9 protein-coding genes are annotated in these 15398 nt (G+C 71.7%); 6 read left to right on the top strand and 3 right to left on the bottom strand.

Going from position 1 to position 15398, the window contains the following annotated elements; genetic code table 11:
* The first annotated feature begins 144 nt into the window (after positions 1 to 144).
* The 5 genes from AC3EVP_RS20830 to AC3EVP_RS20810 all read left to right on the top strand — a co-directional run bounded on the left by AC3EVP_RS20830 (position 145) and on the right by AC3EVP_RS20810 (position 8280).
* Complete coding sequence (locus tag AC3EVP_RS20830; protein ID WP_435131700.1) at positions 145 to 2730, top strand: beta-glucosidase family protein; 2586 nt, start codon at positions 145 to 147, stop codon at positions 2728 to 2730.
* Between the two features lie 228 nt (positions 2731 to 2958).
* Complete coding sequence (locus AC3EVP_RS20825) at positions 2959 to 4167, top strand: ROK family transcriptional regulator (RefSeq protein WP_435131698.1); 1209 nt, start codon at positions 2959 to 2961, stop codon at positions 4165 to 4167.
* Between the two features lie 339 nt (positions 4168 to 4506).
* The gene (locus AC3EVP_RS20820; protein ID WP_435131696.1) at positions 4507 to 7158 is read left to right on the top strand and encodes a PA14 domain-containing protein; all 2652 of its coding nucleotides are present in this window, start codon (positions 4507 to 4509) and stop codon (positions 7156 to 7158) included.
* Positions 7159 to 7324: 166 nt separating this feature from the next.
* A complete protein-coding gene (locus tag AC3EVP_RS20815) occupies positions 7325 to 7615 on the top strand; it encodes a hypothetical protein (protein WP_435131695.1) in 291 nt (96 codons plus the stop codon).
* Positions 7616 to 7686: 71 nt separating this feature from the next.
* Positions 7687 to 8280 (top strand): isochorismatase family protein, encoded by a 594-nt coding sequence (locus AC3EVP_RS20810; protein WP_435131693.1) that lies wholly within the window; start codon positions 7687 to 7689, stop codon positions 8278 to 8280.
* A gap of 56 nt (positions 8281 to 8336) precedes the next feature.
* Here AC3EVP_RS20810 and AC3EVP_RS20805 read toward each other — a convergent pair whose 3' ends face one another.
* A complete protein-coding gene (locus tag AC3EVP_RS20805) occupies positions 8337 to 11375 on the bottom strand; it encodes a tetratricopeptide repeat protein (protein WP_435131691.1) in 3039 nt (1012 codons plus the stop codon).
* Positions 11372 to 11791, bottom strand: coding sequence for a hypothetical protein (locus AC3EVP_RS20800; protein WP_435131690.1), 420 nt, complete (start codon positions 11789 to 11791; stop codon positions 11372 to 11374). The genes AC3EVP_RS20805 and AC3EVP_RS20800 overlap by 4 nt, the downstream gene beginning before the upstream one ends.
* Before the next feature lie 177 nt (positions 11792 to 11968).
* Between AC3EVP_RS20800 and AC3EVP_RS20795 the strand changes: the two genes are divergently transcribed.
* On the top strand, positions 11969 to 12526 hold the full coding sequence (locus tag AC3EVP_RS20795) for a GNAT family N-acetyltransferase (RefSeq protein ID WP_435131688.1): 558 nt from the start codon (positions 11969 to 11971) through the stop codon (positions 12524 to 12526).
* A gap of 115 nt (positions 12527 to 12641) precedes the next feature.
* On the opposite strand, the gene AC3EVP_RS20790 is transcribed toward AC3EVP_RS20795, so the two are convergent.
* The gene (locus tag AC3EVP_RS20790; protein WP_435131687.1) at positions 12642 to 15026 is read right to left on the bottom strand and encodes a ricin-type beta-trefoil lectin domain protein; all 2385 of its coding nucleotides are present in this window, start codon (positions 15024 to 15026) and stop codon (positions 12642 to 12644) included.
* Between the last annotated feature and the right edge of the window lie 372 nt (positions 15027 to 15398).

Here is a 15398-nt window from a genome sequence, read left to right as displayed (position 1 = left end):
CAAGTGGGGCCGGTCGGGCAGGAGTCCGCCGGCCCGCTCGACTTCATTTGTCGAACACACGTGGAAGGGCGCCGCGCGAGGGCGCCCATTCCTTTCGGAGGAGACTCGATGACGAGTTCCGCTTTTTCCCGCAGAAGGCTGACGATGAGTGCCGCGGCCGTCGCGGCGGCCGTCGTGGCCGCCACCGCGGGAACCGGCACGGTGGCCGCCGCCTCTCAGCCGCCCCGGGTGACCGGCGACGCGCGGGTGGACCGGCTGCTGTCGCAGATGACGCTCGACGAGAAGCTCACCATGATCGAGGGCAGCGCCGAGGCCGCCTCGACCAACCAGTACGAGGCCGGCTACCTCACCGGCGTACCGCGCCTGGGCATCCCCTCGCTGCGCCTGAGCGACGGCCCGCCCGGTGTCATCACCCGGCAGGACTCCACCGGCATGACCTCCACCATGGGCGTGGCCGCGACGTTCAGCAGCGCCGACGCCCGGGCCAACGGCAAGGTGATCGGCTCCGACGCGAAGGCGCTGGGCCAGGACGCGGTGCTGGAGCCGTTCGTCAACATGGACCGCGACACCAGTTCCAGCCGCGGCTACAACACCTTCGGCGAGGACCCCCTGCTGACGGCGAACACCGGCGCGTCGGAGATCACCGGCATCCAGAGCCAGGGCGAGATGGCCCAGGTCAAGCACTACATCGCCTACGACGGCGGCAACAACGTCGAGGTCGACTCGCAAACCCTCCACGAGATCTACCTCGCGCCCTTCGACGCCGCCGTCAAAGCGGGCGTGTCGTCGGTGATGTGCTCCTACAACACCCTCAACGGCCCCCAGTCCTGCGACAACGCCGACACCCTCACCACGGTCCTGCGCGACGAGCTGGGCTTCAAGGGCTTCGTCACCTCCGACTGGGGCGCCAACCACTCCACCGACTCCCTCAACTCCGGCCTGGACATGGAGATGCCCGGCAACGGCGGCCCGGCCGGCGCCCAGATAGCCGCCTACTTCACCCCCGCCAAGATCAAGGCCGCCATCGCCGCCGGCCAGATCAAGGAGTCCCGGGTCACCCAGGCCGCGGGCCGCGTCCTGTACGAGATGGACCGCTTCGGCCTCCTGACCGGCGCCTCCAAGCACAACGTCACCCCCGAGCACACCGAGGCCGACGAGCAGACCGTGCTGCGGACCGCCCAGGACTCGGCGACGCTGCTCAAGAACACCGGCTCCGCGCTGCCCCTGGACGGCAAGGACCTCTCCTCGCTCGCCCTCATCGGCCCCGGCGCCGGGCAGACCATCGCCACCAACAGCGGCGGCGAGGCGGCGGGCGGCCTGGTCGACCAGCAGACCAGCGCCCTGTCCGAGCTGAAGAGCGAGACCGCCGGGCGCGCGAACATCTCCTACCAGGCGGCCGACGACCTCACCGGCACACCCGTGCCCGCCTCCGCGCTGTCCAGCGGCGGAAAGCCCGGCCTGACCCGCACGCAGAACGGCGCCACCAGCACCGACGCCACCGTCGACTTCACCACCAAGGGCGGGAACGCGCTCCCGGCCGGCACCACCGCCACCTGGTCCGGCACCCTCACCGCCCCCACCGCGGGCGGCTACTGGCTGAACATCCAGTCCCTCGGCGGCACCGGCACCCTCGTGGTCGACGGCAAGACCCTCACCACCGTCGGCGGCGGCTTCAGCACCGCACCGCGCTACGGCGTCGTGCACGCCACCGACGGCAACGCCCCCACCGCCACCACCGACGGCCTCGCCAACGGCCGCACCCTGGTCCAACTGACCGCCGGCGCCCACACCCTCAGCATCGCCGCCGCCCCCGACGTCTCCGGCAAACCCGTCCAGCTGCGGCTGAACTGGGTCACCCCCCAGCAGCAGCAGGCGAACCACGACGCCGCCGTGGCAGCGGCGAAGAAGGCCGGGACCGCGGTCGTCTTCGTCTGGGACACCAGCTCCGGCGACCTGTCGACCGCCCTGCCCGACGGCCAGGACCAGCTCGTCGAGGACATCGCCGCCGTCAACCCGAACACCGTCGTCGTCCTCCAGGCCAACCAGCCCGTCGCCATGCCCTGGGAGAACAAGGTCAAGGCCGTCCTGGACACCTACTACGGCGGCGACCAGGCCGGCGTCGCGGCGGCACAACTGCTCACCGGCGAAGTGAATCCCAGCGGCAAGCTCCCCTTCACCTGGCCGAAGTCCCTCGACCAGGAAGTCGCCCACGACGCGTCCCACCCGGAGCGCTCCAGCGCCGGGGTGAACGGCACGACCACCTACTCCGAAGGCGTCGACATCGGCTACCGCCACTTCGACGCCACCGGCGAGACGCCGCTGTACCCCTTCGGCTACGGCCTGAGCTACACCGACTTCCGCTACTCCGCGCTGCGCACCACAGGCGCCGCCGACGGCGGGGTGAACGCCGCCTTCACCGTCACCAACACCGGCCGGACCGCCGGCACCGAAGCCGCGCAGGTCTACCTCGGCGCACCCGACCACGGCCCCCAGGGCGTCCAGTTCGCCCCCAAGGCGCTGGCCGGCTACGACCGGGTCACCCTCAAGGCCGGGCAGTCCAGGACCGTGACCGTCCACATCCCGCTGCGGCAGTTGCAGTACTGGAGCGACACCACCGGCTGGACCCTGGCCACCGGCACCCGCCAGGTCACCGTCGGCGGCGACGAGCGCACCACCGCACTGGCCCGCACGATCCGCGTCACGGCCGCCCCCGGCCACGCGGCGCACTGACCGCGGCAGGGTCCGGGGGCTCGGCCCCCGGACCCATCGGCGGTCGGGGTGTCCCGGACCCGGCCAGGGGGTTCGGGACGCCTCGCCCCCGGGGCGGGCCGGGCCACGCGCTCGGCCGTACGGTGGGGGTCCGCCCGGCGCACCGGGCCGGCCACACCGCGGGGGCGCGAGCACACCACGACCCCCGCGGCGCACCCGGAGCACACCGCACCAGCACAGGGACATGCCATGACAGCGGCCCGCGGCCCCCGAAGCACCGCCCCCGTCCTGGGACGCGCCCTCCTCGCCGCCTTCGAAGGGCACGACCGCCTCCGCCGTGTCGACCTCATGGCGGCCACCGGCCTGTCCCGTCCCGTCGTCACCGCACTGCTCGGCAAGCTCGTCGCCGACGGACTGCTGACCCCCGTACCCCCCGAGGACGGCCCCGCCCCGGTGCGCGGCCGCCCCTCCCCCGCCTACCGCCTCGCCCGCGCCGCCACCTGCGTCGCGCTGCTGCGCCTGTTCCGCGGACCCACCGCCTTCACCCTCGTCACCGCTGACGGACCCACCGCCCACCGCACCCTCGACGTCCCCTGGACCGGTCCCTGGCCGGATTGGTGCGCGGCGGTCCGCGACGTCCTCGGTGCAGCCGAGGCCGCCACGGGCCTGCACGCCCGGCACGTGGTCCTGGCGCTGCCGCTGCCCGTCGACGCCGCGGGAGACGGCCCGGCCCGGATCGGCCGGCCCTTCGGTCGGCAACTTCCGCCCGGGGCACCGGCCCCGCTCGCCGCCCTGCTGCGCCGCTGGCGGCAGGAGGACCCCCGCGACCAGCTCAGCCGCACCCTCGGCCGGACCGTCCACCTGGTCAACGACGCCAACCTCGCCGCCCTCGGCGAAGCACACCACGGCGCCGCGGTGTGCGCCTCCTCCAGCCTCCACCTGTCCGTACGCGACGGCCTCGGCGCGGGCATCGTCATCGGCGGCCGCATCCACCACGGGGCCCTGGGCACCGCCGGGGAGATCGCCCACATCCCCGTCGTCGAGGACGGGCCCTACTGCCTGTGCGGCAAACGCGGCTGCCTGGCCACGCAGACCCTCGGCGCCGACCTCACCACCGCCTTCAGCGCCCTCTACCGCCGCGCCCTCACCCGGACCGACGTCGACGCCATGCTCCGCGCCCCGGACGCCACCGCGAACCGCTACCTCGACGACCTCGGGCGCCTCCTCGCCCGCCCCCTGGCCAGCACGATCACCATGCTCAACCCGGACGTCCTGGTCATCGACCCGGAACTGCGCGCCGGCCACGAGGCGTTCACCCGCGGACTGGCCACCCGCATCGCCCCCTTCACCGACCCCGACCCCGCCGGCACCCTCCGCATCGTCCCCGGCGCCCTCCCCGAAGCCCACGCCTACGGCGCCCTGTCCCTCCCCCGCACCACCCCCGCCTCCCCACTCTGACCACAGCCCCCTCCGCCGCCGGGTCCGGGCGGCGGCCGCCGTGCGCAAAACCCCGCCTTCGCCGACCTTCCCCCCGCCGACGGACAAAACACCGCCACGTTCGGCAAGGCCGACAACTGCCCCGAATTCGTGCCGCGTTCTCCCGCGACGAGCGGTGGAGCACCGCAGCAAAACGGCACCAATACGACTTTGCACAGCCATTGCACAGGGGTAGACGCCGTTCCCACCGCCCTGCTTTCATTCTTCTCGGCCTTCTTTCCAACGTTGGAAAGAAGGCGAGCGCAAATCCCTCCGGCGTTCTCCGAGCGCCGACTTCTCCCACGGAGAGGTGTATCCGCAGTGAGATCAGGCAGATTCCGCTCACCGAACCGACGCCGACTTGCCGCCCTGGTGCCGCTCCTGCTCGGCGCGGCACTGCTCGTCCCGACCGCCGCCGGCGCCACCGCCGCCGGCGCCGCCACCGGCAGCGCGAGCCCGTCGTCCGCCGCAGACACCCCCCAGGGCCTGCGCGCGGACTACTACCTCAGCTCCGACGCCACGTCGCTGGACTTCGCGCAGTACAGCAGCACCGGCGTCGAGAACTCCCTCAACGTCCCCGACCTGCTGCCCACCCTGCGCGACTACGCGGGCTCCACCCTGAACGTCGCCGCGCACTGGACGGGCCAGCTCGACGTCCCGGCCGGCGGCTCGTACACCTTCTACATCAAGGGCGACAACGGCTTCCGGATGTCGCTCGACGGCGCGAGCGTCATCGACCACTGGACCACCGACTGGGACGTCCAGACCCAGTCCGAGCCGATCACGCTCACCGCCGGCCTGCACACCCTGGCCTTCGACTACAACCAGGGCAACGGCGGCGCCTACATCACCACCGAGTGGTCCGGCCCCGGCATCAGCCGCCAGGCGATCCCGGACTCCGCGCTGCGCCTGCCGGAGGGCTTCACCGCGCCCACCGTCGACGCCGCGGTCACCTCCTCGGGGAAGTCCGCGACCGTGCAGCTGCCGGGCGCGGTCACCTCGCTGCCGACGGACATCGGCAAGCACCTGGCGGTCATCGCCGGCAGCAGTCGGTGGACGCCCGACATCGTTGTCAACCCCGCTGACCGGACGCAGCTGCTGCTCACCGCGGGCACGTCCGACATCCCCGCCTCGCTGAAGTCGGACGTGCGGATCAGCTATGACGGGCAGGGCGGCCTGACCACCGCCGCCGGCCCCGTCCCGCTCTTCTCGGGCCTGGCGACCAACAACTCCACCTGGTACTTCGCCACCAAGTGGGCCAAGGACGTCAGCCCGAAGAACGCGCTGCCGGACTACCCCCGGCCGCAGCTGACCCGGGACAAGTGGCAGAACCTCAACGGGACCTGGCAGTTCCAGGGCACCGCCGAGGACGCCGCGCTGCCCCACGGCAAGCTGAGCGGGTCGATCCTGGTGCCGTATCCGATGGAGGCGCCGCTGTCCGGCGTCGCCGAGCACCACGACTGGTCGCTGTACCAGCGCACGTTCACCGTTCCGCAGAACTGGCGGGTCGGCTCGGGCAACCGGCTGAACCTCAACTTCGGCGCGGTGGACTACGAGGCGTGGGTCTACGTCAACGGCAAGCAGGTCGCCCACCACGTCGGCGGCTACGAGGCGTTCACCGCCGACGTCACCGACGCGCTGGCCGGCCGCGGGACGCAGACCCTGACGTTGAAGGTCAAGGACACCATCGACCCGAACACGCCGACCGGCAAGCAGTCGAGCGACCCCAGCGGCATCTGGTACACCCCGTCGTCCGGCATCTGGCAGACCGTCTGGATGGAGCCGGTGGCCCAGGCGAGCATCGACTCGCTGGTGCTGACGCCGAACCTGTCGGACGACACGCTGTCCGTCACCGTGCGCCCGTCGGCGACCACGCCGGCCTGGTCCCTGGTGAACGCCACCGCGTTCGCGGGCAGCAAGCCGGTGGGCACGGTCACCGGCGTGGTGGGCCGGAAACTGACGCTGCACGTGCCGCACCCGGAGCTGTGGAGCCCGGACCACCCGTACCTGTACAACCTCAAGGTCTCGCTGACCGACGGCCGCTCGTCGGACTCGGTGGGCTCGTACTTCGGGATGCGGTCGGTGTCCGTGGCGAAGGTCGGCGGGGTGAACAAGGTCGAGCTGAACGGCAAGCCGACCTACCTGCTGGCCAACCTGGACCAGGGCTTCTGGCCCGACGGCATCTACACCGCGCCGACCGACGAGGCCCTGAAGTCCGACCTGCTGCTGGACAAGCAGCTCGGCTTCAACACAGTGCGCAAGCACATCAAGGTCGAGCCGGCGCGCTGGTACTACTGGGCGGACAAGCTCGGCCTGATGGTCTGGCAGGACATGCCCAGCCGCAACGTGGGGCCCGGCGCGAGCCAGGCCAGTGACCAGGCGTTCAACGACCAGGCCCACGAGATCGTGGACCAGCACCTCAACGACCCGTCGATCGTGGTCTGGACGATGATCAACGAGGGGTGGGGCGAGCAGTCCAGCCAGGCCACCGGCGATCTGGCCGACTCGATCAAGCAGCAGGACCCGAGTCGGCTGGTCGACGCCGCGTCCGGCGTCAACTGCTGCGCCTCGCAGGGCGACTCGGGCAAGGGCGACCTGATCGACTACCACGTCTACCACGGTCCGGCGTTCCCGTCCCCGGACGCGACCCGGGCCGCCGTCGACGGCGAGCACGGCGGGTACTCGCTCAACATCCCCGGCCACATCCTGGGCGTCGCCGGCGGCCAGAACTACGGAGGCGACGCCTCCACCATCGCGGAGCTGACGCAGGACTACGTCGACAACACCAGCCAGCTGCTGTCGGCCGCCGCCGGCAACCTCTCCGGTTCGGTGTTCACGCAACTCAGCGATGTCGAGGGCGAGTTGAACGGGCTGATCACCTACGACCGCGCGGTCGTCAAGGTCGAGCCAGGACCGGTGCGGGACATCAACCGCAAGCTCATCGCGGCCGGCGCCGCGGCGGGCACCTCCTGAGCGGTCCGATGATCTGACTCCCCACCCGGGCCCGGCGCGTATGGCGGTCAACGCGGTACAACGTCAGCCCCATCACGGTGAATTGGTGCGCGTTGCGCCGTGGGTGGGCGAAGTGCGCGGCGATGATGCATATGACCTCGGTACGTGATCTGTGACAGGAGGAGTCATGCGTCGTTCCCTCGCGCTGCTGGGTGCCGCCCTCGGCACCGGGCTGGCGGTTCTGGCCGGTGCCGGGACCGCGGCGGCCGCCGCCGTACCCGGCTCGGTCCCCGCGGTCCAGCAGGCCCAGTCCGGCTGCGTCAACGCCAAGACCTGGCCCTTCATCGTCAAGAACGACACGGCCGCGCCCGCGTTCGTGTTCGCCGAGCGCGACTGCAGCGGGCCCGTGGTGTCCCTGGTGGCGCCGGGCCAGACGGAGGTCTCCGAGTTCGGCCAGAGCGCCTTGTTCCCGTCCTGACCCCGGGCCGGCGCCCACGACAGGCCGCCGGCCGCCACACTCCGCCCGCCCCCGAGAGATGAGGAGAGCCCGTGTCCAGGGCGCTGGTCGTCGTCGATGTACAGAAGGACTTCTGCGAGGGAGGGTCCGTGCCGGTCGCGGGCGGGGCCGACCGGGCCCGCGCGATCGGGGAGCTGGTGAGCGGCCCGGCCCGCGAGGAGTACGCGCACGTGGTGGCCACGCGGGACCACCACGTCGATCCCGGCGGCCACTTCTCCGACCACCCCGACTTCCGGGACTCCTTTCCGGTCCACTGCGTGGTCGGGAGCGAGGGCGGGGAGTTCCACCCGGACTTCGCTCCGGCCGCGGCCTCGCCGGCCGTCAGCGAGGTCTTCTACAAGGGCGCCCACTCCGCCTCGAAGAGCGGTTTCGAGGGCGCGACCGCGGACGGGGAGGCGCTGGCGGACTGGCTGCGCCGGCGCGGGGTCTCGGACCTGGACGTCGTGGGCATCGCCACCGACCACTGCGTGCGCGCGACAGCGCTCGACGGCGCCCGGGAGGGCTTCGCCGTACGGGTCCTGCTCGACTACACCGCGGGTGTGGCCGCCGACACCACCCGCCAGGCGCTGGCCGAACTGCGCGCGGCGGGCGTGGAGTTGTCCGGGACGCCCGTCGTCCGTCCCTGATCCCCGCCGGCGCGCCCCGCGGCCGCGGGGCGCGCAATCGTGTCGCCCGGGGGGCGTCAGGGGCGGAAGGGCAGGCGCCACCTGCGGCGACCGGGCCCTGCGGCGTCCTTGCGGGCGGCCGCGAGGTTGCGGCGGCTGTGCTCGGTGTCGGGGTGCCCGCGCCCGAGGACGCGTTCGAGATGGGCGAGGTTGGCCTCGTGGAGCGCGACCGACAGGTCGTGGTGGCCGGCCGCACCGCTGGCGACCGCGAAGTTGTTGCGGCAGGTCATGGTCGCCTCGTGGTCCGCCCCGAACGCCGACTGGTAGCCGGACAGGGTGGCCTCGTACAGGTCGAGGGCCTCCTGGTGGCGGCCGGCCGCGGAGTACGCGCCGGCGAGGTGGCTTTGGCACTTGAGGGTCTCGGGGTGCTCCGCCCCCAGGACCTTGACGTGCTGGACCGCGGCGACCTGGTACAGCGGGACCGCGCGGTCGAGATCGCCCATCTCGGCGTAGGCGTAGGCGAGGAGATGGCGTCCCAGCACGGTGTCGGGATGCTCGTCCCCGAGCATGGTCCGTCGCTGGTCGACACAGACCTCGAGGAGCCCGGCCGCGGCCTCGACGTCGCCCGCGGCCACCAGGGCGGAGGCCAGGTTGCCGCGGATGCTGAGCGTGCCGCGGTGCTCCGCGCCCAGGGTCCGTTCGGCGCTGACGAGAGCGTCCCGGTGCAGTGCGACGGCCCGCTCGACGTCACCCGCGTCGTCGACCGCGAGGGCGAGGTTGCTGCGACAGGTGAGCGTGTCGGGGTGGTCCTTTCCGCGGACCCGTTCCAGCCGGTCGACGACTTCCTCCCAGAGCTGGACCGACCGGCCCAGGTCACCGGTCTTCCGCGCCACGTCGGCCAGTTGGGCACGGCATCTGATCGTCTCCGGGTGCTCGGCGCCCAGCAGCCGCCGGTACTGCTCGAGGGCGGTCTCGAGCATGGGGACCGCCCGGTCGGCGTCGCCCGCCTCGGCATACGCGCCGGCCAGGTTGCTGCGGGACTTGACGGTCTCCGGGTGCTCGGCGCCGAGCACCCGCAGGTTCTGCTCGAGGGCGGTCTCGAAGAGCGCGACCGCCTGACCGATCCGCCCGGCCTGGAGGTAGGAAGCCGCGAGGTTGTTGCGGCTCGCGTTGGTGTCGGGGTGCTCGGCGCCGAGTACGCGTCTGCGTCGGCCCAGCGTGGCCCGGTGGATCGGGAGCGCGCGATCGGGCGCGTCCATCGCGTCGAGAGCGCAGGCGAGGTTGCTGCGGGAGGTGAGGGTGAACGGATGGTCCGCTCCGAGGGCGGCCTTGCAGAGCGCGAGGTTGGCCTCGTGCAGGGCGACCGCCCGGCTCGGCTCTCCGGCCGCGGAGTAGGCGTCCGCGAGGTTGTTCCGGCACATCAGGGTGAGTTCGTCGTCCCTGCCGAGTGCCCGTTCCATGGCGGCCAGGGCCTCCTCGTAGGCGGGGACCGCCTGCCGGAGGTCTCCCGCCTCCGCCCGGGCGAGCGCCAGGTTCATGTGGCTCGCCATGGTGTCCGCGTGGTCGGGGCCGAGGACCCGCAGGCGCAGCGCCAGCGTCTCCTCCAGCAGCGGAAGCGCGCGCCGGAGGTCCCCGGCGTCCATGAAGGACAGCGCGAGCAGGTTGCGCAGGGTCAGGGTGTCCGGCTCCTCGGGGCCGTCCTCCCGTTCGCTCTGGTCGGCCATCGCCTCGAGCAGCGGGAGTGCCCGGGCCCGTTGGCCCTCGTCCAGGAGGTGGGCCGAGGTGGCGAGGGCCGCTCCCCAGAAGTCGTCCGAGACCGGGCCGAGCCGGGCGGTGGCGGTGAGGGCCAGGACCTGCGGTACGAGGGCTGCCAACCTGTCCTTGTCGACGGTCTCCTGGTGCCGCCCTTCGGGGAAGACCGCGTGCGCGACGGCCTGCTCGGCGTCCGCTCGTCCTGGCAGCGGGCGATCGGCGGGGTGGCCCGGTGGGGGCGTACGCAGGACGGCTTGGACCAGGCGGTGGACGCCGACCGCCTCCGCGCTCAGCGTGACCATGCTGTAGGCGTGGAGCCGTCCCAGGGCCCGGTCCACCTCGGTGACGCGCGGTGCGAGGTGGTGGAAGAGGGCGCGGGGGCATCCGTCGGGGTCCAGCCAGGCCAGGGCTGCCAGGATTCTGACGGCGAGGGGGTCCCGCTCGGTGAGGGTGTCGAGCGTGACGGCCCAGATCCGGCCGACCGTCCGCTGCGGAGCGATGTCCTCGGCCGGTTCGGCCAGCAGGTCACCGAGGTACTGGCGGTAGGTCGCGATGTCGGCCCGGGTCTCGGCCAGATACGCACCCGCCTGTTCCAGGGCCAGCGGCAGGAACCCGAGGGTGCCGGCGAGCGCCACCGCCTGCTCGCGGTCCGACGGCGTGGGCGCCGGCCCGTCCCACGCACGCCGGCACAGGAGGTCGACGGCCGCCTGCTCGGACAGCACCTCCACCGGGACGGTGCGCGCGAGGTGGCGCCAGCCCGTGGCACGGCGGCTGGTGGCCAGATGGTGGCCGTCGGGCAGAGCGCCGAGGTGGCGGCGCAGGTCTGCCGGGTTCTCGACGTTGTCGTGGACCAGCAGCCACCCCGGATGGCGCTGGAGCCAGGAGGTCGCCCAGGCGGTGCGCTGCGCGGCGGACGCGGTCCCGGCCCAGTACGGCACCAGGAACCCGGCGAGGTCGGCGAGCGCGGCGTCGATGCGTTCGGGTGAGGACGCGTCGATCCACCAGACGAGGCGGTAGGAGGTCCGGTGGGTGTGGGCGTAGTGGAGCGCCAGCGCGCTCTTGCCGACGCCGCCCAGCCCGTGGACGGCCACCGCCGGCGGCCCCATGGGCCCCGCGGCTTCCCACTCGTGCCGCAGCCGCAGGAGTTCGGCCTCCCGGCCCAGGAACAGGTCGGAGGACGGTGCCGGAAGGTTCCCCGAGCCGGGCGGCGGCAGGACGGTGGCGGCGGAGTTCAGCGCCTCGGGGGTCAGGACCACGTTTCCGTCGCCCGTGATCGCCATGCCGAGGTCGCCGCCGACCGCGATGGACCGTTCGCCCGAGGCGATCACCGACCGCAGCCCTCTGGACGGGCGCGGGTCGCTCACCGGCCCACCGTGTTGTTGTCGCCGGTGACCGCCGTTCCGATGTCACCGCCTGCTGCGACCGCGCGCGCACCCGAGGCATCGACACGGTTCGGCCCGGCGGGCGTCGCCGGCAGGAGCGCGGCCAGTTCTTCGAGCAACTCGGCATCCCCGGCCAGGGCCCGCCGGATCTGCGCTCGCAGCACCTGCGCCGCGTCGTCGTCGGACGGGTGCTCCGCCGCGTTCTGCACGGCGTCCTCCAGCACCACCTGGGCCCGGGGCGCGCCACGCCGCCAGATCCGGGCGAGCACCCGCCGCCCCAGGTTCGCGGTGGCACCGACCGCCGCCTCCTCGGCGCGGGTCAGCACCGCCGTGCCGTACGCGGCCAACGCGGCGTCGATCGCCGGGCCGACCTGATCGGTGAACTCAGTGATCTCCACGCGCCCAACCCCCAAGAACGCCGGCCCACATGAAAGGTCCCCCGCCAGCCTACGCGGAGCCGGACAGCCGCCGAAGCCGTTCCGCCTCGGTCGGTACCGCACGTCGGCACGTCCCGGACCGCGGTGATCGCCGCCCCCGCGGTCCGGGGCGTCCGCACGGACATCTACCATGGCGCCATGATCGATATGCCGTCTCTTGCCATTGATGATGTCGTTATGCGTCCTCTTGAGGCAGGGGATGCGCGCGCACTGTGCCGGGCGTATGTGCGCAATCGCGATCACCTGCGTCCGTGGGAGCCTCGTCGGAGCGACGGCTTCTTCACCGAGCAGGGGCAGGCGGAACGCGTGAGCGGCCAGTTGGAGGAGCGGGAGGCGGGGCGCTTCGTCGCATGGGTACTGGCGGACGGGGACGAGGTGGTCGGGTGGACGGCGTTGTCCAACGTGTCGCTCGGGCCCTTCCGCAGTGCGAATCTCGGGTACTGGGTGGATGCCGGGCGCGCGGGGCGCGGACTGGCGACGGCGGTGGTGCGGGAGGCATGCCGCGCGGCCGACGAACTCCTGGGCCTGCACCGGGTCGAGGCGGGCACGCTGGTGGACAATGTCGCCTCGCAGCGCGTGCTGGCGAAGTGCGGCTTCACCCGGATCGGTACGGCGCCTGAGTTCCTGCACATCAACGGCGAGTGGCGCGACCACGTGATCTTCCAGAAGATCCTCAACGACCGCGCCCCCCAGTAGACCGCGGGCTCTTCGGCCTGCCGAGGGGCCGGGGTGGTCCGCGTCGACCACCCCGGCCTCGGGGCACCTCGCGGCCTCGGCCCGGAGGATCTGCCGGGGGCCGCTCACATCGGCGTCAGGATGCGGTGGGGAGGTTCCACTTCTGGTTGGCGCCGCCGTTGCAGTCCCAGATCTCCAGTTGGGTGCCGTTGGCGGTGTTGGCGGCGGGTATCTCCAGGCAGCGGCCGGAGGCGGGGTTGACCAGGGCTCCGTTGCTGACGGTCCACTGCTGGTTGCCCTGGCCGTTGCAGTTCCACAGGTCCACCAGGGAGCCGTTGGCGGTGCCGGCACCGACCACGTCGAGGCACAGGCCGTTGATGGTGACCGCGCTGTTGCCCACGGTCCACTGCTGGGCGGACGAGCCGTTGCAGTCCCAGACATCCGCGATCGCACCCGCGGTGCTGGATGCCTGGTAGTCGTCCAGGCACTTGGAGGTGTTCGCCGCGGAGCTGACCTGACCGGTCGCGGTGCCGCCCGCGCTGCCGGAACCCGGGGTGATGGACAGGTTGTCGAACTGGTCGGTGCGGTAGCTCTGGATTCCGAGGCCGGCCTGCCCGGACTGGAACGAGGTGTCGGTGACCGAGCCGACCTGCCTGCCGTCGACCTCGGCGCTGATGGTCGAGCCCTGGAAGGTGAAGGCCAGGTGGTGCCAGGTGCCGGTGCCCAGCGCGGTGGTGGTGCCGGTGGCCAGGGTGTGGTTGGAGCCGTCGGTGTACATCTTCTCGATCCACCACTGCCCGGTGTCCCTGATCCGGAAGTAGTAGGCGTTCATGTGCGACTGCGGGCGCAGTTGGGTGTTGGCGCGGCCGAGCAGTTCGGTGGTGCCGGCGCTGCGCAGCAGCACGTCGGAGCTGACCGTGTAGTTCGACCAGCCGGTGTCACCGATCAGCGCGTAGGAGTCGGAGTCGTCCTGCCACTCGATCGGCTTGACCGGCGCCATCTGCTGCACGCACTGCCCCGACCGGCCGGTGCAGGGCTGGACCTCGAAGGAACCCTGCATGTCGGACAGGTACTTCGCCTCGGTGCCGCTGGCATCGGCGTCGAAGTTGTCGCTGTAGGGCAGGGCGAGGGCGTGGGCGGCGGGCGCGGTCGCGGTTCCCTTGCCCGCGGTGTTCAGTGTGCTGACGGTGTAGACGTAGCCGGGCTGCATCGTCAGCGAGTACGTCCCGTTGCTGGGGGTGATGTCCTGGGTGTGGAGGAACGACGTGGCGTCGCTGGGCGAGTCGACCTTGGTGGCCCACACGTGGACGGTGCCGGTGGACAGGCCGCCCTTGACGGTGAAGTTCGCGGTCTGGGTGGAGTTGGAGGTCGTCGTCTCCAGGATGGTGGAGTAGTCCGAGGAGGTGTTGGACCTGATCGTGACGTAGCTGCCGTTGGACTCCGAGCCGCCGAGGTAGCCGGACGCGGAGTCGATGAACTTCCAGCCGGGCTGGGTGAACTGGGTGACCTGGGCGGTGGCCCAGGTGTTGGCGCCGATCGTGTAGTTCCCCGACCACGGGGAGCTCGCCGTGGCCAGACCGACGGTGTCGAAGGGAAGGTTCGGGTAGACCGAGGCGATCAGCGGCCAGTTGAAGAAGCTGGTGAACCTCGCGTCGGTGTAGCCGCGGACGATGGCGCGGATCAGTGCCGGAGCCCCGCCGTTCATGTCCTGCGAGCCGTTCTCGCTGTCCCACAGCGGCTTGCCGAGGTTCCGGCCGTTCTGGGTGCTCTGGCAGGACGTCGCGTCGCCGCCGTCACCGCCGTTGCAGGAGTAGTGCACGCCGACCACGGACACCGCGTTGTCGAACGCCGAGTTGGTCGTCATGTCGTCCGCGACGCTCCAGCCGGAGTCGTCGCCGACGATCTGCACGCCGCCGTAGCCGGCGGTGTTCAGCGCGGAGCGCAGCTGGACGTACCAGTCGGCGTCGTGGCCGCGTTCGTTCCACCCACCGAGGTAGCTGACCGTCAGCCCGTGCTGCTTGGCACAACCGAGCCACGAGATCAGGTAGTTGATGGTGTCGGTCGACCAGAACCCGCCGTTGATCCAACCGGGTGCCGCCCAGGCCAGCCCGTAGAACTTGATGGCGGGGTTGCGGGCCTTGGCCTGCTCCGCCAGCCAGAACTCGTACCCGGCGTCGCAGTTGACGGTGCCCCGGGCGTGCTCGATCGACGGCTCCGAGCCGTCCGTGGAGTTGGCGTCGCCACCGATCTCCAGCTTCAGCATCTGAAGGTCGGCCCCGTAACCGGGCTTGAACATGTAGTCCAGGATCTGCGACTGCTGGGTGGCCGGATAGTCCCGCAGCAGCCGCGAGTTGCCGCCACCGCCGCTGATCGCGCCGATGCCGTCGAACGTCCGCCCGCTCTGCGTGCCGTCCACCGCGATGGACGTGGTCGCGGCCTGCGCCGGAGCGGCGCCCACCGCCAGCAACGCGGCGAGCAGCGCCAGTATCCATAAGGGGGTGAGTCGTGCGATTCCGCGCATAAAGCCTCATCCTTCGCCGTGGGGGGAGGCGGCAGGGCGCGCTCGATCCGTAGAGCACATCGGGTGCCACCGGGGAGAGTGGTGCACAGTGTGCTGTCGTGTTTCTTTTGCGGTCAACCCTCGCGACAAGCCAACAACTTCGCACAGAACCCCGACGGGTGCCGCCGCGCAGGTCACCGCCACACCGCCGGCCAAGGCCGGGCAGGCGCGCCCCGCGAACCCGCGGATCGTCCTGACGCGGGGATCATGTTGGAAATATTCCGATCATGGCTTTTTGCTTGACGCACTCACTCAAAGTCCATCACGATGCGACACGAACTCCCGCGGGCACCGGTAGGAAACACCTCCTGCCCTCCCCCACAGACCGCGCAA

This window comes from Actinacidiphila sp. bgisy144, assembly GCF_057708105.1.
Note: the sequence above shows the minus strand (reverse complement) of the source record. Positions and strands in the feature narration are given on the sequence as shown.